Source organism: Streptomyces sp. ADI95-17 (assembly GCF_003846175.1).
Lineage (GTDB): Bacteria > Actinomycetota > Actinomycetes > Streptomycetales > Streptomycetaceae > Streptomyces > Streptomyces sanglieri.
Genome location: NZ_ML123044.1, coordinates 1,698,104 through 1,723,148, shown reverse-complemented (window position 1 = coordinate 1,723,148; position 25,045 = coordinate 1,698,104). Strand labels below are relative to the sequence as shown.

Here is a 25,045-nt window from a genome sequence, read left to right as displayed (position 1 = left end):
AGCAGCCGCACGAGTGATCCACGAAACTAGGATGGAGGTCGAGGGCGGGACGTCGCACGGGCGGGGGCTCGTGGGCCGGGCGGCGATGGGCACCACCCGGAAAATGGGGTTCAGGTGACTGAGGAGAAGGGCTCGTCGGGCGGTACGGGCCTGCCGGCCAGCATCGAGGCCGCCTGGGGGCTGCGGGCGCGGCCGGTCAAGGGCCCGAAGCCGGGGCTGAGTCTGGCCCGCATCGTGGACGCCGCGGTGGCGGTGGCCGCGTCCGAGGGGCTCGGCAGGGTGTCGATGGGGCGGGTCGCCAAGGACCTGGGGGCGTCGACGATGTCGCTCTACCGGTACGTGTCCGCCAAGGGTGAGCTGTACGTACTGATGCAGGAGGCGGCGATGGGCCCACCGCCCCCGCTGCCCGCGCCGACGGGCGGCGGCTGGCGGGAGGCGCTCTCCCGGTGGGCGTGGGCGCAGCGCCGGGTGTTCCACCGCAATCTGTGGATGCTCCGCATCCCGGTCTCGGGCCCGCCCGCCAGTCCGAACTCCGTCGCCTGGTGGGAACAGGGTCTGAGGGCCCTCGAAGGCACCGGTCTGGACGCGCGCGACGAGGTCTCCGTCATCCTGCTCGTCAACGGGTTCGTACGGAACGAGGCGCTGCTGATGAGTGATCTCGCGGCCGCCGTCGAGGCGCGCGGCATTCCGGCGCAGGAGGTGGCGGACGGGCACACCCGCACCCTGAACCGGCTCGTCGACCCCGTACGCCATCCGTCGCTCTCCCGGGTACTGGACTCCGGGGTGCTGGGGGCACCGCGCGGTCCCGACGAGGAGTTCGCCTTCGGGCTGGAGCGGGTGCTGGACGGGATCGAGGCGCTGGTGGAGGTGCGGGCCGAGCCGGCCGGAAGGCGGGTGCGGCCGCTTCCCGAGGTCAAGTCCGGTTGAGGCCGGGAGCGTACGCTTCGTGGTCATGGACGGAGAGAAGCCCGGGAACGAGCAGATGAGCCTGCGGGAGCGGAAGAAGCGGCTGACCTACCAGGCGGTCTCCGAGGCCGCGATCGCGATGTTCCTGGACCGGGGCTTCGACAAGGTGTCGGTGGCCGAGGTGGCGGCGGCCGCCGACATCTCGAAGCCGACGCTCTTCCGGTACTTCCCGGCCAAGGAGGACCTGGTCCTGCACCGGTTCGCCGACCACGAGGACGAGTCCGCCCGCGTGGTCGCCACCCGGGCGGAGAACGAATCCCCGCTGGACGCGCTGCGCCGCAACTTCCTGGACGGGCTGGAGCGGGGCGACCCGGTGACCGGGCTCTGCGATGTGCCGCAGGTGCTGGCGTTCCAGCGGCTGCTGTACGGGACGCCGTCCCTGGTGGCCCGCCTGTACGGCTACCAGAGCCGCTCGGAGGCGGCGCTCGCCCGTGCGCTGGGCGACCGGGTGGCGGACCGGCTGGCGGCGGGCCAGATCGTGGCCGTACTGCGCATCCTCGCCCTGGAGAACTGGCGGCGGATCGACGCGGGGGAGAGCGCGCGGCAGGTGTACGCGGACGCGGTCGAGGCGGCCGAACTCGCCTTCGCGCAGCTGCGGTCGGGGCTCGGGGAGCAGCGGTAGCTCAGGAGACCCGGCCGTCCTCGGCGTGCAGCACCGCTTCGGCGATCTCCCGCACCCGGTCCCGGGTGATGCCGGTGCGCTGTTCCACGGCGAGGGGGTGGTCGGTGTGCTCCAGCTCGATGCTGGGGCGGCGGCCGATCGGGCGGGTGTGGGCGTTGGTCCGCAGGTTGGTCGTGCGGGGCGAGTACAGCCCCAGCTCGGTGCTCAGCCAGCCGAAGTACGGCTGCTCGGACTCGCGGCCGGGGGTCTCCCACACATCGAGGGCGCGGCCGAAGTTCTCCCGGCTGAGCGAGACCCAGACGCCCCAGGAGAAGGGCTCTTCGCTGCCGGACACGGGTATCTCGATCAGGCCCTTGATGAAGTAGTGCTCGTGTCTGACGATGCACTGGTCGGAGGAGAGCATGCTGTCGGGGTCGCTCTCCAGACTCGCGTCCCAGACGTCGGGTGCCATGGTCGAGTACCCCATCGGGAGTTCCGCGTGGTGTTCGCCGCAGCGGGAGCAGATGTAGCCGGGGTCGATAGCCATGGGCGGGATCCTAACGAGAGGCGCTGGGACCGTGGTCGGACTGCTGTCCGCTTCGTTCCGTCACCGTTCGCTGTCGGGCCGTTCCCCCGAGTACGTCCTCGCGTACCGCGGCCCATTCCAGGGAGTGGCGGATGCCCTCCGTCAGTGAGTGGCGCGGACGCCATCCCAGCAGCCGTTCCGCCCGGTCGCTCCGGGTGTACGCCCCCGCCGCGTCGCCCGGCCGCGCCGCCGCCTCGACCGCCGGGACGGGGGTGCCGGTCACCTCGTTGAAGGCGTCCAGGAGTTCGCGCACGGTGGTGCCCGTGCCGGTGCCCAGGTTGATGACCATGGAGCCGGACCCCGGCTCCTCGCCCCCTTCGGGCAGGAGGGTGTCGAAGGAGTGCAGCGCGGCCACGTGTGCGGCGGCCAGGTCCCAGACGTGGATGTAGTCCCGGATGCCGGAGCCGTCGCGCGTCGGGTAGTCGGTCCCGGTGACCTGGAACGGGACACCCTCCTCCCGGGCCTGGATCATCTTGCCCAGGGCGTGGCTCGGGTGCCGCAGCTGAAGACCCGTGCGCAGCTTCGGGTCCGCGCCGACCGGGTTGAAGTAGCGCAGGGACACCACCCGGAGCGGCCGGCCGGCGGCGATGTCGGCGAACATCGCCTCGCACACCGCCTTGGTGCGCGCGTACGGGCTCTGCGGGGCGAGCGGGGAGTCCTCGTCGACCGTCAGATCCGCACCGGCGGCGTAGATGGAGGCGGAGGAGCTGAAGATCATGCGGGTGCAGCCGTTGCGCAGCAGATGGTCCGCGAACTCCAGGCTCTTGGCCACGTTCGCCCGGTAGTAGCCGACCGGGTCGGCGACCGATTCCGGGACCACGATCAGCGCCGCGCAGTGGACCACGGCATCGATGTCCGGATGCTCGGCGAAGACCCGGTCGATCAGGGGACCGTCCGCGATGTCGCCCTCGTAGAAGGGGCGGCCCTCGGTGAACTCCCGCCTGCCCGTGACCAGGTTGTCGAGGACGACGGGAGTGATGCCGGCGTCCGCGCAGGCGGACGCGACCGTGCTGCCGATGTATCCCGCGCCTCCGGCGATCAGGACCTTCATGCGATGTCCGCCTCTCTATCGGTGAGTTCGTAAAGGATCGCAGGCCGAAGCGGGGGACCGGGAGCCGCGTCTCCCGTGCCGGGGCGTGCGGTTGGCCCCGGTCTCCCCGTGAGCATCCTGCGGACCCTCCATGACGTGCTGCCCGTGCTGATGTGCGCCGAGGAGCCGGGGGAGCGGCTGAAGAAGTGGCGCGCCCCCGCCGGACCGTACCGGGACGCATGAGCCCGGCACGGTCCGGCGGGAGTGCCGCCGCGGCGGTACGGTCCTCAGCCGTGACGCCCGAGCAGTGCCATGTCGTCCTCGTCGAGGACCAGGCGTCCGGCGGCCATGTTCTCCTTCAGGTGGGCGAGCGAGGCGGTGCCGGGGATCTGGACGATCGAGGGCGAGCGGGCCAGGCCCCACGCGATGGCCACCTGGTGCACCGTCGCGCCGTGCCGCTCGCCCACCTTCCGGAGGTTCTCCTGACCGAGGTCGGTGTGACCGCCGCCGAGCGCGAAGAACGGCATGTACGCGATACCGGCGTCCGCGCACTCGTCGACGAGCGCGGCATCGCCCTGGTCGAGCACGCCGAAGCGGTTCTGCACGGCGGCGACCGGTGCGATCGAACGGGCCTCCGCGAGCTGCCCGCTCGTCACATTGCTGACGCCCAGCTGCCGGATCAGCCCCTCCTCGCGCAGCGCAGCCAGTACGGCGAAGCGCTCACCGAGCGACTCGACGACGCCGCCGCCCAGCCGGCCGACCCGCAGATGCACCAGGTCGAGGGTGTCGACCCCCAGGTCCTCCAGATTCCGCTCCACCTCCGCGCGCAGCTGATCGGGGCGGGCCTCGGCGTACATCTCGCCGGTCTCGTCCCGCAGCGGGCCGACCTTGGTGGCGATGGTGACGTCGGAGGCGTACGGGTACAGGGCCTCGCGGAGCAGGTCGTTGGCCCGATGGGTGGGGGAGAAGTAGAAGGCGGCGGTGTCGATGTACCGCGCCCCCAGTTCGACGGCGCGCCGCGTCACGGCCACGGCCTTCTCCGTGTCGCCGGCCGGTCCGCTCCACCGCCCCGGCAGCTGCATCGCCCCGAAGCCGAGCCGCGGGACGGTGACGGTGCCGCCCAGTTCGAAGACGCCGGGGCCCGAAGTGCTGTCGGTGCTGCTGGTGGTGGTGCTGGTGGGGGAGGTGGGACCGGAGTCCGGGGCCGGTTCGGCAGATGAGGAGGTCATGGGGGGCAGCATCGCGCCCGTGGGGCCGGATTGCCACATCCATTTCTTCCGCAGCGGCTCGGTGACCCGGAGGAACCCGGCGCCGATGCCCTCGGCGGACGGAACCGGTCTCCTGACGCCCTGCCCTGCCCTGTCGTTACCTTCGGCTGCCGTCCGGCGGCCCTGCACAAGGGTCGCGCAGCCGAAGCAGGTACGTCGCGGTCAGCGCGACGGCGCGGTCCTCGTCGTGCGACAGCTCCACGAGGGCGCGTGACGCCGTCGGCCCAGGGATGCCCGCGAGCGCCTGGGTCAGCCGTCCGCGTGCAGGTGCCTCGCCGGTGCCGTGGGCGAGGCGGTCGACGAGCCCGGTCGCGATCCGGTCCGCCGTCGCGGTGCCGTCCGCCGCCAGCACGCTCAGCGCATCGGCCGCGTCGGTGTCGTTCCTTCCCACCGCGATCATGTCGATGAGCGTCGGGACCGCATCGGCCGCGCCTCGTGTCCCGAGTGCCAGAGCCGCGTACCCGCGGACCACGGCATCGGGGTGCGTGAGGGCCTCCCGCAGCAGCGCGGCAGCCTCGCCGCCGGGCATCTCGGCGAGGGACCGAACAGCACGTTCCCGCACCGCGGCCACCGGTGAGCCGAGGCCCTTCGCCAGCAGTGCTGGGCCGCCGCCGCCCGATCGGGCCAGCGCCCACCGAATGGCTCCGGCGACGTTCGGCTCCGTCTCGCTCAACGCCGCCTCGACCAGGGCCTCCACCGGCACCGGGGTCTCGTCGACCGAGGAGAGGGCCGCGCGCTGGCGCGCGTCGGGGCTCTTCGACCCCAGCGCCTGGAGGAGCGCGACGACCTGGAGGACGTCCTCCCAGCCGGCCGGGTCCGCGGCATCGATCCGGCGGAGCCGCGTGAGCAGTTCGGTCTCGGCCGCGATGCGCTCGTGTGTCTGACGGATGAGGTCGCCGACGAGCGCCGAGGGTACGAAGCCGGGATCGTCGAGCGCACGCCCGATCTCACGGAGCGTCAGCCCCAGCGACCGCAGGCTCTCGACATGGAAGATCCGCCGGATGTCCTCCTCGGAGTACTCCCGGTACCCGGAGCCGGTACGGCCCGAAGGCCGCACCAGGCCGAGCGACTCGTAATGCCTGAGCATGCGGGCACTGACCCCGGACCGCCGCGCCACCTCACCGATCAACACGCCTCATCGTCCCTCCCGGCCGGACCCGCCGAGGGCCACGACGCGCTTCGCCTCCTCGATGGCGAACTCGAACCCGGTGTCCGGGTCGCGCAGCAGCCGTCGGGTGGCGAGCGCGTGCGCGTGCGTGCCCGGGTCGGGGGACGACGTCGCCGCGTGCAGGGCCGGCACGATCACTTCGCCGAGCGCGACCAGCGCCCGGCTGAGACTCAGCTGCGTCTCCCGCTCGCCGCGCCCGAGCTGTGTCGCCAGCACCACGGCCAGGGCGGACTCCTCGCCTTCCGGTACGAGCAGGACCGCGGTCCGCCAGGCGCTCCGTGCCACCTCGTCGTCGGCGTCGGTCAGCAGTGCCCGTGTGATCACCGGCCAAGCCCGCCGGTCCCCGATCTTGGACAGCGTGTGCAGCGCCTGGCTCCGTGCCTGCGCATGCTCCGAGCGGACTTCGCGGACCAGCGGGGGGAGCGTCAGGGACACCGGGTGGCGGGTGAGTGCCCAGGTCAGCATGTCGCGGACGAAGAACTCGGGCTCCACCGCGCATCGTTCGACGAGCTTGTCGACGAAACGCGGGTCGGGCGTCGTACCGACCGCCATGGCGGCCCGCAGTCGCACCGACGCACGACCGTCCTCCAGCGCCCCGCGCGCCCGCACCACATCCGTGTCCTGTCCCGTGACCGTCATCGAGACCACCTCCTCGGCAAGCAGTGAAGGCCCTGTCACAGTGTCAAGGTCAAGCGGCGTCCGCTGTGCACGGGACGCCCATAGGAATTCCCTATGGCGCCTGCTGGTATTTCGTCTTTGCCTCTCGCTCTTTTCCGTACGTACCGTGAAACAGCTCGGCGAGGCGGTTATTTTCCTCATTCCGCCGGGTGGACGACTACGCGATCGAGAGGACCGGTGGCATGCCCACAATCGGAAACGGATCGGGAACGCGGGAATTCACGGGAAAGCGGGCCCTGGTCACAGGTGGTTCCCGCGGTATCGGAGCGGCCGTCGTGCGCCAGCTGCTGGACGCGGGCGCCGAGGTGCTCACGACCGCCAGGTCGGCGACGAGCACGGTGCCCGAGGGGGCCACCTTCGTGGCGGCCGACGTGCGGACCCGGGCCGGAGCGGACACGGTCGCCGCGGCCGTGCGGGAGAGCCTCGGCGGGGTGGACATCCTGGTCCACAACGCGGGCGGGGCGCGGCCCCACGCAGGCGCCCTGGCCATCCCCGACGAGGAGTGGCAGGACGCGCTGGACCTGAACTACCTGGCGTCGGTACGGCTGGACTCGCTGCTGGTCCCGGGGATGCGGGAGCGGCGTTCGGGGACGATCGTGCACGTCTCCTCGGCCGCGGTCCTCACCCCCGTAGGACCGTTCCTGCACTACGTGGCGGCGAAGGCGGCGCTGGAGACGTACAGCCGGGGGCTGTCCCTGGAACTGGCCCCGTCCGGAATCCGGGTCAACACCGTGACTCCCGGCAGGGTCGCCACCCCCGGAGGAGAAGAGACGCGGGAGCAGTGGGCGCGCCTGGACCCGGCGCCGGGCCGGACCAGCGCCGACGCCACCGTCCCGCTGGGGCGCGACGGCCGGCCCGACGACATCGCGGACGCGGTGCTGTTCCTCGTGTCCGACCGGGCGGGCTGGCTGACCGGGAGCAATCTCGTCGTGGACGGCGGTGAATTCCCGAGGGGCTGACGTAATTCCCGAAGAGATTACGTGGATTACCGGGGAAATGCGGCGGCGACGGCGCCCGTCCCTTTTCCGGACCTCAGGAGGCCGGCGAGGGGAAATCGGAACCGGACCAGGTCTCCTTGCGCAGAAGTTCGAGCAGGGCCGTCTCCGCCGGGCCCGCGCCGGCCTGGAGCACGGCGATGACGGGCTGGGACACGGCCGGGAGCACCGGGCGCACCAGGTGCTCGTGACCGTGGGGCACCGCGGAGGCCGGGACGAGCGTCACCCCCAGCCCGTGGGCGGCCCAGCGCACGGCCGTCGCCGTCTGGGACGCGCGGGCGGCCGTGACCGGGGCCAGACCGTTCTCCCGCAGTACGTTCCGCAGCACGCCGTCGAGCGCGCTGTCGCGGTCGAACCGCACCCACGGCTCCCCGTCCAGTTCGCGCAGCTCGACCCGGTCCGCGGCGAGCTGCCGGTGTCCGGCGCCCACCACCACGACGAACTCCTCGTCGCCGAGGTGGTGGGCGTCGGCGGGGCTCCGCTCGCACGCCGCCATCAGGGCGAGCCCCAGCAGGCCCCGGCGGCACAGCCGCTCCAGCTCGGCGGAGCTCGGCTCCTCGAAGACGGTGACCTCCAGCCGCGGGAAGCGGCGACGCAACGCGCCGAGCGCTCCCGGCAGTTGCCGGGTACCGAAGCCCATCTGGACGGCGACCACCAGCTCGCCCACCAGCTCGTCGGCGCCGGCCCGCGCCGTCGCCCTCGCCCGCCGTGCCGCGCTCACCGCGGCCTCGGCCTCCCGGAGGAACGCGCGGCCGACCACGGTGGGCACCAGCCCGGTCGGCGTACGGGCGAACAGCTCCACGCCCAACTCCCCCTCCAGTCCGCGGATCTGCTGGGACACCGATGGCTGAGCGACGTGCAGCAACTCCGCGGCCGCCGTCACCGAGCCCTCCTCGGCAACGGCCAGGGCGTACTCGAACTGACGAAGGCTCATCGGCTCCGGCTCCCTCGTCGTAATCGCTGTAGTAGCAAGCAACTCGGTGCCGCCACCAAAGATTCCTGACGGCCGACATCCCGACAGGCCGACCGCCCGGCAGCCGGGTCAGGCGTGGAGTTCGGGCGGGAAGTCGGTCCAGCGCAGTTCCGCGGGCAGGTGCCCCATGTCGTTGTGGAACAGCACGGAGGACGGCCTGCCGGGTGCGTAACGGATCACCGTCAGAGCCGCGTTGCTGTGGTTGAGGCCCAGCCAGCGCCACTCGGGCGCGTCGAGGGCGGCCCGGACCAGCCAGCCGATGAGGAAGTTGTGCGTGACGACCAGTTCATGGCGGGGACGGTCCCCTTCGACCGGGCCGGTGAATTCCGCGAGTGCTCTCCGGGCCAGCGCCGGACCGGGATCGCGCTCCTCCTCCGGAACCTGGGCCAGGAAGCCGAGCAAGACGTCGGCCGCGTCCGGCGGCAGCTCCTCCTTCGTCGGCAGATAGGGGACGTAGTCGCCGGCCGGCTCCGACCGGTGCAGCGGGACGCCGTCGAGCTGCGCGCCGATCAGCTCGGCCGTCTGCTGCGCCCGGGGCAGCGGCCCGTGGTGGATCACCGAGAGCGGGGTGCTCCGGAGCCGTTCACCGAGCAGAACGGCCTGGCGCCGGCCGTTCTCCGTCAGGGTCGTCTCATCTTCCGACGCCTCCCCGTGCCGGGCGAGGTAAAGGTACCGAGCGGCTGTGTCCGTCATGTCACGTGTCTCCGTCGCCATCCGTGATCTCGTACGTCAGAGAGACGCGTAGCTCTTCGCACCCAGTTCCGTCGCGGCTGACCCTGACCCGGGGTGTCTCGGTGTGCGCCGCCGATCAACCCCACTGTCATGGGGCGGTGTTCTCCGCGCGGGCGTCCGAGGTCATCCGGACCGGGGCAGCGGCGATCAGCAGTGCGGCGAACAGGATGGGGGCGGCTGTCTGGTACCCTACCCAGACTTCGCCCCCGGCGCCGCTGCCCTGCCGCGCCATCAGGAGGCCGGCCAGGGCCGCCGATACCCAGCCACTGTCGTAGGCGATCATGAGCCGCGTGTACGTGCGCATCGACCGGCTGCGCGTGTATCCGATCTCGATGCCGCCGCCGATCAGCAGGGCCACGCCGGAGACGGCCATCAGCCAGGCCGGCGTGCCGAGTAACCGGCCGAGCGGGGCAGCGCCGGCGATGCCGGCAGCGCCGAGCAGCACCTTGAAGGCGCCGTCGGCGACGGCGCCCACCGTCCGGCGGGTCACCCGCGATGCCACGAGCTGGGCCACGATCCGGGCCATGAGCGTCCTCCTCGAAACTTGCCCCGACTGGTTCCGTAATGAGATTACGGCAATAATGAAATTATGAGAATGACGAGAGCAGAGGCCAAGGAGCGCAACCGCCGCGCCTTGCTGGATGCTGCGTTCCAGGTCGTCTCCCGGGACGGGTACCGGGCCAGGCTTGAGGAGATCGCCGAACGCGCGGATGTGACCACCGGCGCCATCTACTCACTGTTCGGGAGCAAGAACGGCCTGGTGGTCGCGGTGGTCGCCGACCATCTGCGGCCGTACTACGAAGAGATCGAGCAGGCGGTTCCCGCCGGACTCGATCTGCTGGAAGCGGTGGACGCCTTCGCCCGGCACTACCGGCGCGGCTGTGACGCCCCGGACGCGCTGCCGCGTCTGTCCCTCCAGATCACCTTGCTGGACATGGCCCTGCATGACCCGGACCTGAGGTCCCGGCTCGCCGGGTCCATCCGGGAGCAGGAGAACCATCTGATCGCGCTGTTCACCGGAAGGCGGCACAACGGAAGCACCGTGACGTCGCAACAGGCGCAAGCCCTGACCACGGCGCTCAGGGCACTGTTCGTCGGCCTCGGCCAGGGCATCCCTCTCGGCCTGGCCCCTGGCGCCGACGAGCAGTACTTCGCCGACACCGCCCGCGCCCTGGCATCCGGGATGCCCCTCGTCGATCACGACGCGGACACATCGTGACGGCCGGTCGAGACGGTCTCCGCCACGTGCGTTCCGCGCCCGCGAAGCCTGTCCGGCACGTGCGTTCCGCGCCCGCGAAGCCTGTCCGGCAGGCCCGGGTCAGGAAACCGGGCCGGCCGCGTAGGGACAGCCGATCGCGGCCGCCGCGTCGGCGACGCCCGCCAGGGATGCCTTGTGGCGTGCGCTTGGACGGGCGCCATGACGGCAGGCGCCATGGAGTCGGTACGACTCGAAGCACATGCCGCTCGTTCCTACTGCTGGAGCTCCACGATGTCGGCGACCACGCAACTGGTGTTGTCGGGACCGCCGGAGCCGTTGGCGAGGGCGATGAGTTCGCGGGTGGCCTGCTCGGGCTCCCCGGTGCCGGTGAGCACGCGGCGGATTTCTTCCGCCGGTACGACAGTCGACAGGCCGTCGGAGCAGAGCAGGTAGCGGTCTCCCTGCCGGGCGTCGTGGAGGCGTACGTCGGGGGTGCCGTCGGCTCCTCGGCCCAGGGCTCGTATCAGCAGCGACCGTTGGGGGTGGGAGGCGGCCTCTTCCGGGCTGAGACGTCCTTCGTCGACCATCGACTGCACCATGGTGTGGTCCTGCGTGATCTGGAACAGCTCCCCGTCGCGCAGGAGGTAGACGCGTGAGTCGCCGATGTGGACGAGGGCCAGCTGTGATCCGGTCCAGAGCATCGCGGTGAGTGTCGTGCCGGCCTCTTCGGGAGAGGGGCCGGTCCCGGCGATGCCGCGCACGGCTTGCCCGGCCCGGTCGATCGCGTCTTCGAGGACGTTGAGGAGACCGCCTGCCGGGATGCTGTCCGTTTCGAGGCACTTGAGCGCGTCGACGGCGGCCGCGCCGGCGGGCGCTCCCTGAGGGCCGAAGCCGTCGGCGACAGCGAGCAGGCGGGATCCGGCGTAGGCGGTGTCCTGGTTGCTCTCGCGGACCAGGCCCTTGTCGGACAGAGCGGCGTAACGGATGCCCAGAGGCTTGGTGTTCGGAGACATGGCGGGGTCCTTCCAGGACAGATGGCCGATGAGGAAGGAAGCGAGATCCCGCCGTGCGGCGGTTTCGGCCTCGACCTGGGCCCAGTACGTGCGGACCTCCTGGGCCGCCGGGCCCGCCTCCAGCGTGCAGACGTGCCGGATGCGGGCCAGGGGCATCCCCAGGCGCCGGAGCCAGGCGACCAGCCGGGCCTGCTCCAGCTGTTCCGGGGCGTAGAGCCGGTAGCCGGTCACCGGGTCGACGCGAGCGGGGGGCAGCAGACCGAGCTCGTCGTAGAGACGCAGCGCCTTCGGCGACAGCCGGGACGCCTTCGCGAACGCCCCGATGGTCAGCAGCCCCATGCCCGCTCTCCTCCTCGTGCCGAGCACCTCGCCCGGCCCCACCGATGCTGTGGCTTCCCCCAGGGTGAAGGTCAACCAGGGGGCCAGGCATGACGGAGAGCGGCCTGCCTGGTGCGGTGGGCGAGGATGCTCAGCGCCTCCCGCCAGTCACCGGGCTGTTCTTCGGGGAGGATCCCGGCCTGGATCTCGTCCACCATGAGGTCGAACAGCTCCTCCTTGGTGGAGATGTATCTGTACAGCCGCATCGGGCCGGCGTCCAGGCGGGCGGCGACCTTGCGCAAGGACACCGGTGGAGGACGTACGCGACGCTCCTGACCGGCCAGGCAAGGAGTTCGTCTTCGTCGCGCGACGTCCGTAGCTCAGCCCACGGGAGACTTCGCTGTCCCGCCTCGCTGGAGCTGAGGCACGGCGGCCGTCTGACCTGGTGTGTCTCAGGTTGAGTGAGATGCCGAGTGTCCGTCTGCCTCGCCCAACTGACGTCTGACTTGCGCCTCTTAGAGCATCTGCGTCCGGATCCAGGCTTGCTGGAAGGACTGAGCCGCACGGCCGTCGGTACCTGCAAAAGCCTTCGCCCGTGCCGCCGCCCGGATGATGAGGTGGCACGGTGATGAACCACGATGAGACCGCGACCGTTCGACCGTTGACGCTGGTTTGGGTGAGTCGGCACCTGGAAGCCGGCGAACGGATCGTCAAAGCCGAGGCGCTGCACGGCGGCATCACCGCCGAGATGCGGAGGCTGATCATCGGCACACGGGACGGAGGCACCCGTGACCTGGTGCTGCGGAGCTACGTCGACCCGTTTTACATGGAGAACGCCGAGGACGGGCTGATTGGGGAGGCCGGCGCTCTGACCTTGCTCGCGGGGACCGCCGTGCCGGCTCCTTCACTGGTCGCGGTTGATCCGACCGCCGCGCAGTGCGAGTATCCGTCGCTCCTGATGACCCATCTGGCGGGCCGGACGGTCCTTGACGACATGGGAGTGGAGGCGCGTGTGCGCCTGCTGGCCCGTCAACTTGTCGCGATCCACGCGGTGTACCCCGCTGAGCGGCCCGGGGAATATACGACGTTGACGACCGCCGACACCGTCGTGGTTCCCAAAGGCGCCGACGCGGCCGTATGGGCCGCGGCTATCGAAGTGATCCGCAGACCCGCGCCACCCTATGAAGGGCGCTTCCTGCACCGGGACTTCCAACCCGGCAACGTGCTGTTCGACGTGTCGCCTTCGAACCCGGAAGGCGCTCGGATCACCGGCGTCATCGACTGGGCAGGAGCCTCCTGGGGCCCGGCCGATCTCGATGTGGCGCACTGCTCCGTCAATCTCGCGCTGCTGCACGGCCCGGCTTGGGGGCTGCGGTTCGCCGAGGCGTACGAGGAGGCCGGCGGTGTGCTGGCTGCGAGCGTGAGCGAGCGGCTGTACTGGCGGGTGCGGGACGCGCTGGCCGCCTCGGAGGAAGTGCAGTCGGTGTCGCAGCCGTGGCGGGAGGCCGGGAGAACAGAGCTGACGACGCGAGCTGTGGAGGAGCGGCTGGATGCCTATGTCACCGCCCTGATGGACACGCCGGGCTGACACGCGAGACACAGGGGCAGTTGCCCGAGATTGAGCGAGACGTACAGCCCGATGCCTCACATCGACCGAGACTGCTTCGGCTTCAGCGAGACAGGACATTCGCCGCGCAGATTGATCGGGACTCGATCACTTCGCCGAGCAGATCCAGCGGGAAACCCTCACAAGCACTGGGAACGGACAGCGGACACCCGTTCCGCGCAGGGCCGTGCGAGTGGCGTGGCGCACTTTTGCAAGCGTCTGCTTGCAAAAGTTAGCAAGGGTGGCGCACCATCGGGGTATGGCATCCCTCAACGTCGGCAATCTCGGTGAGTACCTGCGCGAGCAGCGGCGCAACGCGCAGCTGTCGCTGCGGCAGCTCGCCGATGCCGCCGGGGTGTCCAATCCCTACCTCAGCCAGATCGAGCGCGGGCTGCGCAAGCCGAGCGCCGAGGTGCTGCAGCAGGTCGCCAAGGCGCTGCGGATCTCCGCCGAGACCCTTTACGTAAGGGCCGGGATTCTGGACGAGCGGGAGCGGGAGGATCTGGAGACGCGGGCGGTGATTCTGGCCGATCCGTCCATCAACGAGCGGCAGAAGAGCGTGCTGCTGCAGATCTACGACTCCTTCCGCAAGGAGAACGGGTTCGAGCCCGGACCGGAATCCGGCATCGCCGCCGGATCGGAGACCGGCGACGAGTCAGGGCCCGACGCCGGTGCGGACGGCGGCGGTGCCGGCGCGGCTGAGGAGTCCTCGACGCCTTCGGAGCGTTCGACGTCTTCCATACCCTCCGCGCCCTCAACACCCTCCGCGCCTTCAAAGCCTGAGAAACCCTCAAACTGAGTCTGATGATCCGGGAGGACCACAGTCATGGCCATCACCGATGACCTGCGCAAGACCCTCACCGACCCGACCCCCCTCTACTTCGCCGCCGGTACGGCCGACCTCGCCGTCGAGCAGGCGCGCAAGGTCCCGGCGCTGATCGAGCAGCTGCGTGCCGAGGCGCCGGAGCGTATCGAGGCCGTGCGCAACACCGACCCCAAGGCCGTGCAGGAGAAGGTGACCTCGCAGGCCAAGGAGGCGCAGGCCACCATGCAGGCCAAGGTCACCGAGGTGATCGGGTCGTTCGACAGCGACCTGCGGAAGCTGGGCGAGAACGCGCAGGACCTGGCGCTGCGGAGCCTGGGCGTGGCCGCGGAGTACGCGGTGCGGGCCCGGGAGACGTACGAGAAGGTCGCCGAGCGCGGCGAGCAGACCGTGAAGAACTGGCGGGGCGAGACGGCCGAGGAGATCGTCGAGATCGCCGTCGTCGTGGAGCCGCGCAAGGAGTCGAAGCCGACCGGCACCGCGAGGACCCAGCCGGCCGCCAAGCCCGGTCCGGCGAAGGCCGCACCGGCGCCGAAGCCCGCGCCCAGGGCCGCCAAGCCGGAGAACAAGGCCCCGGCCGCGCCCGCCAAGAAGGCGCCCGCGCGCAAGCCCGTCGCGAAGAAGACCACTCCGCCGAGCGCGAAGTAGAAGCAGCAGGGGCAGTAGAAGCAGAAGCAGGAGACTGTCGGCGTCACGGCACCCCACGGCGGAGCTGTGGCGCCGACAGGCGTGTGGCAGGGCGGGGGCCGGGCACCGTACGGGTACCCGGCTCGTTCTCCCGGTACCTTGGCCGCGAGGCGCTCATCCATTTATTAGGCGGTGCACACCATGTTGCTCACAGGATTCAACAAATTCGTCCTGCTGCTCTACGTGGGCATGATGGTGCTGGCGGTGGTCGCGCTGGTCATGGCCGCGGTGGCCCGTGAGGACGCCTACCGGGCCGCGGACAAGCAGAAGAAGTCCTTCTGGCTGCTCATCCTCGGCCTCGCCGTCGGCGTGAACGTATTGGGCCTCTACATGTCGGTGCTGTTCCTGCAGATCGCGGGCGTGGTCGCGTCCATCGTCTTCCTGGTGGACGTACGGCCCGCGCTGCGGGCGGTCTCGGGCGGCGGCAGCGGCCGGCGCGGCGGCTCCAGCAGCGACGGGCCGTACGGGCCCTACAACGGCGGGCGCTGAGCCCTCGCGGGGTTCGCGGCGCGGGGCCGGAGGACGTTCCGGCCCCGTTCGCCGTCCGGGGTCCGGCGGCGGACGGCGTTCTGGTCGCGGTCGAGCAGGAGGACCGCCACGTCGTCGGTCAGTTCGCCGCCGTTCAGCTCCCGCACCTGGGCGACCGCGGCCTCCAGGAGATCCTCGCCGGCCAGCCCCTCCGCCAGCTGCCGGTTGATCATCGCGACCATGCCGTCCTGGCCCAGCCGCTGGGTGCCGACCGGGCCGACGCGCCCTTCGATCAGCCCGTCCGTGTACATCATCAGGCTCCAGGTGCCGCCGAGATCCACCTGCCGGCGCGGCCACCGGGCGCGCGGCAGCAGGCCGAGGGCCGGGCCGCCGTCCTCGTACGGGAGCAGGTGCGCGGCCCGTCCCTGCCGGGCGATCAGCGGGGCGGGGTGGCCCGCCAGGCAGAGGCCGGCGCGCCGGCCGTCAGGGGCGATGTCGACGGTGCAGAGCGTCGCGAAGATCTCCTCGCTCTCCCGCTCGTGCTCCAGGACCTGCTGGAGGGTGGAGAGCAGTTCGTCGCCGCAGAGCCCGGCCAGGGTCAGCGCCCGCCACGCGATGCGCAGTTCCACGCCGAGCGCCGCCTCGTCGGGGCCGTGCCCGCAGACGTCGCCGATCATCGCGTGGACGGTGCCGTCGGGCGTACGGACCGTGTCGTAGAAGTCCCCGCCGAGCAGCGCGCGGCTGCGGCCGGGGCGGTAGCGGGCCGCGAAGCGCAGATCGGAGCCTTCGAGCAGCGGCGTCGGGAGCAGGCCGCGTTCGAGGCGGGCGTTCTCCTGGGCGCGCAGGGCGGACTCGGTGAGCCGGAGCTGGGCCGCGTCGGCGCGCTTGCGCTCGACGGCGTACCGGATGGCGCGGCTGAGGAGCCGGCCGTCGAGCTCGTCGCGGAAGAGGTAGTCCTGGGCTCCGACCCGTACCGCCTCGGCGGCCAGTGCGGTGTCGTCCTGTGCCGTGAGGGCGAGGACGGCGTGGCCCGGGGCGATCCGCAGGACGTGTTGCAGGGTGGCGAGCCCGTCGGGTCCGGCCGCGTCCCCGGCCCCGGAGGCGCGGGTCTCGCTGCCGGTGGGCAGGGCCAGGTCCAGCAGTATGCAGTCGACGTCGTCCGTGAGGAGCCGGCCCGCCTCGGTGAGATTGCGGGCGGTGCGTATGCGCACCTTCGTGCCGGCCGCGGCCGGCAGCTCGGGGACGGTGAAGGTGCCCGCCGGGTCGTCCTCGATCACCAGGAGGGTGAGGTCGGCGCCGTGGGAGGCCTCCGCAGCGGCTTCGGCGCGTTGCTGCGGTACGGGTACGGGCATCGGTTCGGGTTTCCTTCCCTCCCCCCGAGGGCGCGGCGGACCGACGATCGACGATCCGCCAGACGGGGACGATAGCGGGCCGTGGCGGTGGAACGGAATGGCGCTCGGGGATGGGCCTCCGGCATATGTACAGTCATAAGCCGCGTCAGGTCACGGATCCGGCGAGATGTGCCGGGCCCGGGTGGGTATCGGACATGACAAAGGTCACGCGGGCGGTGGACGGCGGGTGGCGCGGGTCACGCCCGTGCGGGTGCGGGGTGTCCGGAGCGGTGTTCGGAGCCGCTCGCGTGGCGGGGCGCGGAGTGCCTCCGCGGGCACCTCCCGGATGCCCCGTGAAGCCTGCGCCGGTCATCGCCCGCACCCCGCGCACCCCGCGCCCCCGGTGCCTACTTGTCTGGGCGGACGACCCCGAGTATCTGCATCGAACCCGCGCCCGCCAGCGTGACGTTGCGGCCGGGGCGCGGGGCGTGCACGATCGCGCCGTCGCCGATGTACATGCCCACGTGACTGGCGTCACTGTGGTAGATGATCAGGTCGCCGGGGCGCATGTCCTTGATCGCGATGTGCGGCAGCAGCCGCCACTGCTCCTGCGAGGTGCGGGGGATCGGCCGCCCCGCCGCCAGCCAGGCCTGTGACGTGAGCCCCGAGCAGTCGTACGACTTGGGGCCCTCGTCCCCCCAGCCGTACGGCTTGCCGATCTGCGCGGTCGCGAAGGCCACCGCCTTCTTGCCGCGGGCGCTCGCCTCGCGGTTGATGTCCTTCAGGGCGCCGGAGCTGAGCCAGGCGGTCTGCTGCTGGTACTCCGCCTCCTGCTCCAGCTTGAGGAGGCGGGCCCGCTCCTCCTTCTTCAGCCGGGACTCCAGCTTCTTCGCCGCGGCGATCTGCGCGTTGATCTTCTTCTTGGCCTTGGCCTGCTTGACCCGGTTGGCTTCGAGCTTCTTCCAGTTGGTGCTCGCGTCCTTGGTGTACGTCTCCAGGTCCTGCTGGGTCCTGGTCAGTTCGCCGAGCACGCCCTGCGCGGCCTGCTGGCCCTCCCGGACCCGGTTCACCCCGTCCAGGAACAACTGTGGGTCGTCGCTGAGCATCAACTGGGCGCCGGGCGGCAGCCCGCCCGTGCGGTACTGCTCGCGGGCCTGGGCGCCCGCCTGGCTCTTGAGCTCGGCGATCTTCGACTGGCCCACGACTATCGCGCGGGCCAGCTTCACGATCTCGCCGGACTGCTTCTCGGCCTTCTCCTCGGCGAGGTTGTACGCGTCGGTGGCCGCCCCCGCCTTGCGGTAGAGGTCGTCGATCTCCTTGCGCACCTCTTCGAGGCTCTTCTTCGGCGCCTTGGAGGCGGCGGACTTCGCGTCGGAGGGGGATGGCGGCGCGGGCTCGGCGAAGGCCTGGACCGGAGTGATGAGCACGGTCAGCGCGCAGACCAGAGTGATCGCGGCCGAGGCACAGTGACGTCGGTTCACGAGATTCCCCCCGAATGAATCTGATTTACCGTCAGTAACTTTTCGCCGATGTCGAGATCGTGCCATGCCGTACCGAAAAGCAACAGGGGCGCACGGCCTCCGTCCTGACGGTCGCACACGCGGATCGGCGCTCCTCGCCTCCCCGGCTTCCCTCTCTCTGGACGAACGATGCCCCGTCCGCGTTCCCGTCCGCCTCCCCGTGCCCGGTCTCCCCGCGTCTGTTCAGCGCGAGTTGGGCTATGGGTTGGGCTGGAGGGCCGCCCATTTCACCGTGACTTCGCCCTGGCGCCACCGCCGTACCCCGTCGGCCAGCGGCCAGTCGCCCGACAGCGCCCGCACCGCCGTGATCCAGCGCTGCCGGGCGCCCAGTGAGGCGTACGGGGCCGCGGCGGCCCATGCCCGGTCGAAGTCCCGCAGGAAGGCGTGGACCGGTTCGCCCGGAACATTGCGGTGGATCAGCGCCTTGGGCAGGCGTTCCGCGAGGTCGGAGGGGCGGTCCAGGGAGGCGAGCCGGGTCGCGAAGGTGACCGTGCGCGGACCCTCCGGCCCGAGCGCCACCCAGACGTGCCGGCGCCCGATCTCGTCGCAGGTGCCCTCCACCAGGAGCCCGCCCGGCGCGAGACGGGCACACAGCCGCCGCCAGACCGCCGCGACCTCGCCCTCGTCGTACTGGCGCAGCACGTTCGCCGCCCGGATGAGGTCGGGGCGCTCGGGGAGCGGGATCTCGAACCCGCCGTGCCGGAAGGTCAGGCCCTCGCGCTCGTACGGCTTCGCCGCCGCGACCCGCTCCGGGTCGATCTCGATGCCGACCACGGCCGTGCGCGGCTCGGCGGTGCGCAGCCGGTGCAGCAGCTCGACGGCGGTCCAGGGCGCGGCGCCGTATCCGAGGTCGACGGCCACGGGACGGTCGGCGCGGCGCAGGGCCGGACCGTGGGTGGCGGCGATCCAGCGGTCCATGCGGCGGAGCCGGTTCGGGTTGGTGGTCCCGCGGGTCGCGGTGCCGATGGGGCGCATGACAGTGAGCGTAACGATCTCGTGGCGGCGGGTGGCGCGCGCCCGCGGGTGCCGGAGTGCGGTACCTGCGGGCGCCGGAGTGCGGCACCCGCACCGTAATGATTTGGTAAAGCGGAAATGAAAGGAGAGATTCCGCTGTTGCAGCCGTTCGCAGGGGCTCAGGTCCCTCAGCCGTCATGCCCTGAGTGAGGAGGACCGGACGACGTGAGTCAGTACGTCTCCCGGCTCGGCAGCAGCCGGGTCGCACCGCGCCTCAGATTCCCCGCCGCGTTCCCCGGCGGCCACCGCAAACCCCGACGCATCGCGATGCTCTCCGTGCACACCTCACCGCTGCACCAGCCGGGCACCGGGGACGCGGGCGGCATGAACGTCTACATCGTGGAGCTGGCCAGGCGGCTCGCCGCGATCAACATCGAGGTCGAGATCTTCACCCGGTCCACCACCGGCGGGCTGCCCCCGGCGGTCGAGCTGGCCCCCGGCGTCCTGGTCCGGCACGTCGACGCGGGGCCGTACGAGGGTCTGGCCAAGGAGGAGCTGCCCGCCCAGCTCTGCGCCTTCACGCACGGCGTGATGCAGGCGTGGGCCGGCCAGCGCCCCGGCTACTACGACCTCGTCCACTCCCACTACTGGCTCTCCGGCCACGTCGGCTGGCTCGCCGCCCAGCGCTGGGGCGTCCCGCTCGTCCACGCCATGCACACCATGGCGAAGGTCAAGAACGCGGCGCTCGCGGAGGGCGACACCCCCGAGCCGGCGGCCCGCGTCATCGGCGAGACCCAGATCGTCAGCGCGGCGGACCGGCTGATCGCCAACACCACCGGGGAGGCGGACGAGCTGATCCGCTTCTACGAGGCCGATCCCGGGTCCGTCGCCGTCGTCCACCCCGGGGTCAACCTGGACCGCTTCAGCCCCGCCGACGGGCGGGCCGCCGCGCGGGCGCGCCTCGGGCTGCCGAAGGACGCCCTGATCCCGCTCTTCGCGGGCCGCATCCAGCCGCTGAAGGCCCCGGACGTGCTGCTGCGGGCGGTCGCCGTCCTGCTGGACCGCGACCCCACGCTGCGCTCCCGGATGGTCGTACCGGTCGTCGGCGGCCCCAGCGGCAGCGGGCTCGCCAAGCCGGAGGGGCTGCAGAAGCTGGCGGCACGGCTGGGCATCGCCGACGTCGTACGGTTCCAGCCGCCGGTCGGGCAGGAGCAGCTCGCCGACTGGTTCCGGGCCGCTTCGGTGCTGGTCATGCCCTCGCACAGCGAGTCCTTCGGCCTGGTCGCCATTGAGGCGCAGGCGGCGGGCACCCCCGTCGTCGCGGCGGCCGTGGGCGGACTGCCGGTGGCGGTGCGGGACGGGGTCAGCGGCTTCCTGATACCCGGGCACGACCCGCAGGCGTACGCACAGGCGCTGGCCCGGTTCGTCGACGCGCCGGAGCTGGTCGCCCGGATGGGTGCGGCGGCCGCCGCGCACGCCCAGGGCTTCGGCTGGGACACCGCGGCGTCGGCGACGGCCGACGTGTACACGGCCGCGATGCACGAACACCGCCGTCGCGTACGCTCGAACCATGGCTGACGTACCCGATGGCGTACCCGATGGAGCGGCACCGTCCGAAGCGGCGACGGTGCGGGCCGCGCAGGTCATCGAGGCGACCCTGAAGGACGCCGGGCTCGAATGGGAGAGCCCCGAGCCGGGCGATTACGTCGTCAAGCTGCCCGGCACGCGCAAGCTGTCCACCACCTGCTCGCTGCGGGTCGGCAGGCACTCGCTCTCCCTCAACGCCTTCGTCGTCCGGCATCCGGACGAGAACGACGCCGCGGTCCACCGCTGGCTGCTGGAGCGCAACCTCCGTCTCTTCGGCGTGAGTTACGCGATCGACCCGCTCGGCGACATCTATCTCGTCGGCAAGCTGCCGCTCTCCGTGGTCACCCCGCAGGAGCTGGACCGACTGCTCGGCACGGTCCTCGAAGCGGCCGACGGTTCCTTCAACACCCTGCTGGAGCTGGGCTTCGCGAGCGCGATCCGCAAGGAGTACGAGTGGCGGGTGTCGCGCGGCGAGTCCACGCGGAACCTGGACGCGTTCACGCATCTGACCCAGCGTCCGGCCGACCGGACCGGCTGACCGGCCCGCCTGCCCATTACCGACCGCCCGTCACCGCACCGCCGACCGAGGATTAACGCCCGAAGATTCCCCGGTGCACGCCTCTTTCGGCATGCCCGGGGGCCGTGGCATGCTCGCCGCCGACGCAGATATGAACGTCGTTCACATGGATGAAAGGCGGCTCGGATTCATGGCGATCGGATTCATCGAGAACAACAAGGGGAGCATCAGCAGGCGCGGGCTGCTGGCCGGTGCCGTGGCGGTCGCCGCGACGGCGATCGGCACCACCGCCGCCGGCAGCGGCCCGGCGTCCGCCACCGCCCGGGCGACCGCGGCCGGTGCCCCGCGAGCGGCCACCCCGCTCTGGCGGGAGTTCGCCGCCGCCCCGTTCACCCACCCGCAGATCCCGTTCATCGGCCGGGCCGGCCACCGCGGCGGCTCCCGCCTGCCCCGCCGCACCGGCCGCGGCTTCGTCGTCGACGTCCGGCGCCACGGCGCGAAGCCCGACGGCTCCGCCGACGCCGCCCCCGCGATCAACCGCGCCATCGCCGCAGTGGGAGAGCGCGGCGGCGGCACGGTGCTCATCCCCGAGGGCACGTACCGGATCGACGACATCATCCGGATCGGCCACAGCGACGTGGTGGTGCGCGGCGCGGGCAGCGGGCGCACCAAGCTGTACGCGACCAGGAACCTCACCGAGCTGATCGGGACGTACGGCAGCCGGTACGGCGGCGACAAGTCCAGCTGGTCCTGGGCCGGCGGCCTCATCTGGCTCTGCCCGCAGGATCGTTGGGCCTCGCTCACCGACGCGATCCGGGCGAAGGCCTGGCCCTTCGAGGGCTGGACCGGCAACCGGCGCGACGAGTGGCGCACCCTGACCACCGTCGCCCCCGCCCGCCGGGGCGACCGCTCGATCACCGTCGACGACACGACGGGGCTGCGGCGCGGCGCACTCGTACTGCTCCGCCTCGCCGACGACGACGGCCACACGCTCCTGGAGCACATGGCGGGCGGCGGCCCCGGCCCCGAGGCGTACCACTGGGACGACAAGACCAAGCTGACCTCGTACGTCCCCTACGAGTGGCCGGTCCGCGTCATCTCCGTACGCGGCCACCGGGTCACGCTGGAGCGCCCGCTCCCGCTCGACGTCCGCCCCGAGTGGGATCCGCGGCTGACCACCCTCGTCACCCCGCTCACCGGCTCCGGCGTCGAGGGCCTCACGCTCGAAGCGGTCGAGACGCCGCAGTCGCCGCATCTGCTCGACAAGGGGTACAACGGGGTCGCGTTCCAGTGCGCGTACGACTGCTGGGCCGACGACATCACCGTCCGCCACGTCGACAACGGCTTCGGCCTGATCGCCGCCTCCGCCTGCACCCTGCGCCGCACCCGGGTCGCGGGCCGCGGCTCGCACCATCCGTACTACTGCCGCGAGGGTTCGCACGACAACCTGATCGAGGACTTCACCGTCGAGCGGCGCACCGTACCGGCGCCCGCCGGGACGCAGCTGCACGGCATCAACGTCGAGGGCCTGTCCAGCCACAACGTCTGGTCGCGCGGGCTGATGGAGATGGGGACGTTCGACTCGCACCGGGGCATGCCGTTCGCCGACGTCCGCACCGACATCACCGTCGAGAACAACGGGCGGCACGGCGGCGACGCGAGCGCGGGGCCGCTCTTCGGCGCCCGCTTCACGCACTGGAACATCCGGGTCACCAACGGCCGGGCGGGCCTGATGCGGATCGACGGACTCGCCCCGTACAGCGCGACGGTCGGCATCAGCGAGGTCACGGAGTTCGACCAGATCGACGTCCCCGACTTCACCGGCGATCTGCACACCAGGCTGGAGGCGTACGGCACCCCGGAGGCGGTGTGGCCGCCCAATCTGTACGAGGCCCAGCGGGCCCTGGCCGGCTGAGGACGACGGGCGGCGGGCGGGGGACTCAGTCCCCGGCCCGCGGCTCAGACCCGGTCCGCGGCTCAGCCCCCCGCCCGCAGCGCCGACTCCACGTCCGCCAGGGCCGATTCGAGCTGCGGGGCTACCTGCGTCCACGCCCAGTCCAGATCCTCCTGGGGAGCGCGGCGCGGGACGGTCTCCACCAGCATGATCAGGTAGAGGTAGCAGCGGTAGAGCGCGAGCCGCAGCCGCACCGACGCGTCGAACTCCACCGGCCGCCCGCCGCCGTCCGCGTACCCGGCGAGGAAGTCCTCGTCCTCCGCCATGTTCCCGAACAGGGCGAGCGATACGAAGTCGGCGACCGGGTCGCCCCAGAACATCCGCTCGCCGTCGACGATCCCGCCGATGGTCCGCGCACCGGGCCCGCCGTCGACGAGGAGGTTGCCCTGCCACAGGTCGAAGTGGACCAGGGCGGGTCGTACGACGTCGTCGAGCACCGGCGACGCGGCGGCGAGCAGGGCGCGGATTCCGGCAGCCGGGCGCGGCAGCCGGGCCCGGTAGGTGTCCGCGTCGTCCAGGACGGCGTCGGTCATCGCGGTGAACGCCTGACGCCAGGACGGGGCCAACGGGCCCACCGCCAGGGAGGGATAGCCGAAGCCGGCCGGGTTGGTGACGGTGTGCAGCCGGGCGACGATCCGCCCCAGGTCCTCGCGGAGCCGGCGCCCTTCCGCGGCCGGCAGCGAGTCGGCGGTGAACTCGCTCCACGGCCGCCCCGGACAGGCCGACATGATCACGTACGGGCCGGTCGGCGCGGCCGGGTCGAGCTCGCTGTGCAGGACGCGGGGGACCGGTGCCGAGCCGGCCGCGCAGGTGTAGAACGTGGCCTCGTTGACCAGCAGATCGCGTTCGTAGCCCATCAGGGTTCCGGGGGTCGTGGGCGGCGGTATCTTCACCACCCAGTCGGCGCCGTCGGTGAGAGTCACCCGGGAGACCGTGTTGAACGTGCCTCCGGTGAGCGGCGCGCATCGGGCGATCCGGTCCTCCGTCAGGCCAACGGAGCGGAGAACGGCCGAGGTTGTTCCGTCTGTCTGCATGGAAGCGATTGTGTCCCCGCGCCGGGTTCCGGTGTGGAGCCCGGCGGCCACGGACGACGCCTTCACAGGATGATCACAGCGCCGTCACGATCACATCCCGTGACCGACTTGATTGATCATCAAACCAATTTCTGCTCATAGAGTGAGCAAAACCGAACACCTGCTCATAGAGACGGACCGGACCAATGCGTTCCACCGCCATACGCCGTACCGCTGTTGCCGCCACCGCGGTGTCCCTGGCCCTGTTCGCCACCGCATGCGGCGGTTCGGACTCCGGTTCCTCCGACAAGGGGGACAAGGCGGCGGGTGCCAAGGGCAAGGAGTCCGCGGCCGCCGCTCCCGCGGCCAAGGCGCTGAGCGCCGCCGAGCTGGAGAAGGCCGCGCTGGCCCAGGGCGACGTCAAGGGCCACAAGATCTCCAAGGCCGCGGCCAAGGACACGATCGCCGTCGACGACATCAAGACCGGGAAGACGGTCTGCGCCCCGTTCGCCCATGCGCTGATGGGCGCGCAGGTCGGCGAGCCGGGCGCGTTCACCAAGCGCACGGTCGTCAGTGAGCCGAAGAAGGGCGACCTGGCGAAGCAGGACAGCGGGGACGCCGAGGAGGCGTTCAAGGCCGCGTTCGACATCACGACGACGCAGCTGGCCCTCGGTTCGTACGACGGCAAGGGCGCCCAGGAGTCGGTCGCCTCGCTGCGCACCGCGGCCACCGAGTGCGCCGGCGGCTTCGAGTTCACCGCGGCCGGTGAGAAGCAGAAGGTCGCCAAGATCACCGAGGAGCAGGTCAAGGGCGGCGAGGAGGCGGCCGCCTGGACCGTTCAGATGGAGCAGGGCGGGGAGAAGGTCGAGTTCAAGCTCGTGGCCATGCGCCAGGGCGCCTCGTTCGCCTCGTTCTCCTCGATGAACCTGGCCGCGATGGGCGGTGGCGGGGACTTCGAGCTGCCGACCGCGGTGGTCGAGGCGCAGGCCGCGAAGCTGGCGTAGGGCCGGGTGCGGGGCGCGCGCGAGTATCGGGCGCCCCGCACGTGAGTATTCGTAC

General features: G+C 71.5%; 25 protein-coding genes and 1 pseudogene. 12 read left to right on the top strand and 14 right to left on the bottom strand.

Going from position 1 to position 25,045, the window contains the following annotated elements:
* Positions 1 to 114 precede the first annotated feature (114 nt).
* Together EES42_RS07855 and EES42_RS07850 are read left to right on the top strand one after the other, a co-directional pair.
* Entirely contained in the window at positions 115 to 927 is an 813-nt protein-coding gene (locus EES42_RS07855; RefSeq protein WP_124717285.1) for a TetR/AcrR family transcriptional regulator, read from the top strand.
* Between the two features lie 25 nt (positions 928 to 952).
* Positions 953 to 1,588 carry a TetR family transcriptional regulator gene (locus EES42_RS07850; protein ID WP_124717284.1) on the top strand — a complete coding sequence of 212 codons (636 nt, stop codon included), beginning with the start codon at positions 953 to 955 and terminating at the stop codon, positions 1,586 to 1,588.
* Position 1,589: 1 nt separating this feature from the next.
* Here the strand turns inward: EES42_RS07850 and EES42_RS07845 are convergent, their stop codons facing one another.
* The 5 genes from EES42_RS07845 to EES42_RS07825 all read right to left on the bottom strand — a co-directional run bounded on the left by EES42_RS07845 (position 1,590) and on the right by EES42_RS07825 (position 6,258).
* Positions 1,590 to 2,054 (bottom strand): DUF2199 domain-containing protein, encoded by a 465-nt coding sequence (locus EES42_RS07845; RefSeq protein ID WP_241196305.1) that lies wholly within the window; start codon positions 2,052 to 2,054, stop codon positions 1,590 to 1,592.
* A gap of 70 nt (positions 2,055 to 2,124) precedes the next feature.
* Entirely contained in the window at positions 2,125 to 3,204 is a 1,080-nt protein-coding gene (galE, locus tag EES42_RS07840; protein WP_124717282.1) for a UDP-glucose 4-epimerase GalE, read from the bottom strand.
* Between the two features lie 266 nt (positions 3,205 to 3,470).
* Positions 3,471 to 4,412 carry an oxidoreductase gene (locus tag EES42_RS07835; RefSeq protein WP_124717281.1) on the bottom strand — a complete coding sequence of 314 codons (942 nt, stop codon included), beginning with the start codon at positions 4,410 to 4,412 and terminating at the stop codon, positions 3,471 to 3,473.
* A 136-nt stretch (positions 4,413 to 4,548) separates the two neighbouring features.
* The gene (locus EES42_RS07830; RefSeq protein WP_124717280.1) at positions 4,549 to 5,583 is read right to left on the bottom strand and encodes a HEAT repeat domain-containing protein; all 1,035 of its coding nucleotides are present in this window, start codon (positions 5,581 to 5,583) and stop codon (positions 4,549 to 4,551) included.
* 3 nt (positions 5,584 to 5,586) lie between these two features.
* Entirely contained in the window at positions 5,587 to 6,258 is a 672-nt protein-coding gene (locus tag EES42_RS07825) for a HEAT repeat domain-containing protein (RefSeq protein ID WP_124717279.1), read from the bottom strand.
* Between the two features lie 221 nt (positions 6,259 to 6,479).
* Here EES42_RS07825 and EES42_RS07820 point away from each other — a divergent pair, with 221 nt between their 5' ends.
* Positions 6,480 to 7,256 carry an SDR family oxidoreductase gene (locus EES42_RS07820; RefSeq protein ID WP_124717278.1) on the top strand — a complete coding sequence of 259 codons (777 nt, stop codon included), beginning with the start codon at positions 6,480 to 6,482 and terminating at the stop codon, positions 7,254 to 7,256.
* Between the two features lie 73 nt (positions 7,257 to 7,329).
* On the opposite strand, the gene EES42_RS07815 is transcribed toward EES42_RS07820, so the two are convergent.
* The 3 genes from EES42_RS07815 to EES42_RS07805 all read right to left on the bottom strand — a co-directional run bounded on the left by EES42_RS07815 (position 7,330) and on the right by EES42_RS07805 (position 9,523).
* Positions 7,330 to 8,226 carry a LysR family transcriptional regulator gene (locus tag EES42_RS07815; RefSeq protein ID WP_124717277.1) on the bottom strand — a complete coding sequence of 299 codons (897 nt, stop codon included), beginning with the start codon at positions 8,224 to 8,226 and terminating at the stop codon, positions 7,330 to 7,332.
* Positions 8,227 to 8,334: 108 nt separating this feature from the next.
* A complete protein-coding gene (locus tag EES42_RS07810) occupies positions 8,335 to 8,958 on the bottom strand; it encodes a histidine phosphatase family protein (RefSeq protein ID WP_124717276.1) in 624 nt (207 codons plus the stop codon).
* 127 nt (positions 8,959 to 9,085) lie between these two features.
* Complete coding sequence (locus EES42_RS07805) at positions 9,086 to 9,523, bottom strand: hypothetical protein (protein WP_206433390.1); 438 nt, start codon at positions 9,521 to 9,523, stop codon at positions 9,086 to 9,088.
* 69 nt (positions 9,524 to 9,592) lie between these two features.
* Here EES42_RS07805 and EES42_RS07800 point away from each other — a divergent pair, with 69 nt between their 5' ends.
* Complete coding sequence (locus EES42_RS07800; RefSeq protein ID WP_124717275.1) at positions 9,593 to 10,216, top strand: TetR/AcrR family transcriptional regulator; 624 nt, start codon at positions 9,593 to 9,595, stop codon at positions 10,214 to 10,216.
* A 251-nt stretch (positions 10,217 to 10,467) separates the two neighbouring features.
* Here the strand turns inward: EES42_RS07800 and EES42_RS07795 are convergent, their stop codons facing one another.
* Entirely contained in the window at positions 10,468 to 11,547 is a 1,080-nt protein-coding gene (locus tag EES42_RS07795) for a MerR family transcriptional regulator (RefSeq protein ID WP_124717274.1), read from the bottom strand.
* Between the two features lie 40 nt (positions 11,548 to 11,587).
* Positions 11,588 to 11,834 (bottom strand): annotated as a pseudogene (locus EES42_RS07790) (TetR/AcrR family transcriptional regulator); the annotation flags it as partial.
* A 320-nt stretch (positions 11,835 to 12,154) separates the two neighbouring features.
* Between EES42_RS07790 and EES42_RS07785 the strand changes: the two are divergent.
* The 4 genes from EES42_RS07785 (at position 12,155) to EES42_RS07770 (ending at position 15,131) form a co-directional block, all read left to right on the top strand.
* Entirely contained in the window at positions 12,155 to 13,114 is a 960-nt protein-coding gene (locus EES42_RS07785) for a phosphotransferase family protein (protein ID WP_206433389.1), read from the top strand.
* A gap of 277 nt (positions 13,115 to 13,391) precedes the next feature.
* On the top strand, positions 13,392 to 13,931 hold the full coding sequence (locus tag EES42_RS46030) for a helix-turn-helix domain-containing protein (protein ID WP_241196271.1): 540 nt from the start codon (positions 13,392 to 13,394) through the stop codon (positions 13,929 to 13,931).
* Between the two features lie 27 nt (positions 13,932 to 13,958).
* Entirely contained in the window at positions 13,959 to 14,603 is a 645-nt protein-coding gene (locus EES42_RS07775; protein ID WP_124717272.1) for a hypothetical protein, read from the top strand.
* Positions 14,604 to 14,783: 180 nt separating this feature from the next.
* On the top strand, positions 14,784 to 15,131 hold the full coding sequence (locus EES42_RS07770; RefSeq protein WP_124717271.1) for a DUF2516 family protein: 348 nt from the start codon (positions 14,784 to 14,786) through the stop codon (positions 15,129 to 15,131).
* On the opposite strand, the gene EES42_RS07765 is transcribed toward EES42_RS07770, so the two are convergent.
* The 3 genes from EES42_RS07765 to EES42_RS07755 form a co-directional block, all read right to left on the bottom strand.
* The gene (locus EES42_RS07765; protein ID WP_124717270.1) at positions 15,113 to 16,462 is read right to left on the bottom strand and encodes a PP2C family protein-serine/threonine phosphatase; all 1,350 of its coding nucleotides are present in this window, start codon (positions 16,460 to 16,462) and stop codon (positions 15,113 to 15,115) included. The two genes, EES42_RS07770 and EES42_RS07765, sit on opposite strands and share 19 nt — an antisense overlap.
* A 386-nt stretch (positions 16,463 to 16,848) precedes the next feature.
* Complete coding sequence (locus EES42_RS07760; RefSeq protein WP_124717269.1) at positions 16,849 to 17,922, bottom strand: C40 family peptidase; 1,074 nt, start codon at positions 17,920 to 17,922, stop codon at positions 16,849 to 16,851.
* A gap of 237 nt (positions 17,923 to 18,159) precedes the next feature.
* On the bottom strand, positions 18,160 to 18,936 hold the full coding sequence (locus EES42_RS07755; RefSeq protein ID WP_124717268.1) for a class I SAM-dependent methyltransferase: 777 nt from the start codon (positions 18,934 to 18,936) through the stop codon (positions 18,160 to 18,162).
* A 204-nt stretch (positions 18,937 to 19,140) separates the two neighbouring features.
* Between EES42_RS07755 and mshA the strand changes: the two genes are divergently transcribed.
* The 3 genes from mshA to EES42_RS07740 all read left to right on the top strand — a co-directional run bounded on the left by mshA (position 19,141) and on the right by EES42_RS07740 (position 22,934).
* On the top strand, positions 19,141 to 20,493 hold the full coding sequence (gene mshA, locus EES42_RS07750; protein ID WP_124717267.1) for a D-inositol-3-phosphate glycosyltransferase: 1,353 nt from the start codon (positions 19,141 to 19,143) through the stop codon (positions 20,491 to 20,493).
* Entirely contained in the window at positions 20,486 to 21,040 is a 555-nt protein-coding gene (locus EES42_RS07745; RefSeq protein ID WP_124717266.1) for a type III secretion system chaperone family protein, read from the top strand. The genes mshA and EES42_RS07745 overlap by 8 nt, the downstream gene beginning before the upstream one ends.
* 145 nt (positions 21,041 to 21,185) lie before the next feature.
* Positions 21,186 to 22,934, top strand: a complete 1,749-nt coding sequence (locus EES42_RS07740) for a glycoside hydrolase family 55 protein (protein ID WP_241196270.1) — start codon at positions 21,186 to 21,188, stop codon at positions 22,932 to 22,934.
* 62 nt (positions 22,935 to 22,996) lie between these two features.
* Here the strand turns inward: EES42_RS07740 and EES42_RS07735 are convergent, their stop codons facing one another.
* On the bottom strand, positions 22,997 to 24,007 hold the full coding sequence (locus EES42_RS07735; protein ID WP_124717265.1) for a phosphotransferase family protein: 1,011 nt from the start codon (positions 24,005 to 24,007) through the stop codon (positions 22,997 to 22,999).
* A 185-nt stretch (positions 24,008 to 24,192) separates the two neighbouring features.
* Here EES42_RS07735 and EES42_RS07730 point away from each other — a divergent pair, with 185 nt between their 5' ends.
* Positions 24,193 to 24,990: a hypothetical protein gene (locus EES42_RS07730; RefSeq protein ID WP_124717264.1), complete on the top strand. Its 798-nt coding sequence runs from the start codon at positions 24,193 to 24,195 to the stop codon at positions 24,988 to 24,990.
* Positions 24,991 to 25,045: the final 55 nt, after the last annotated feature.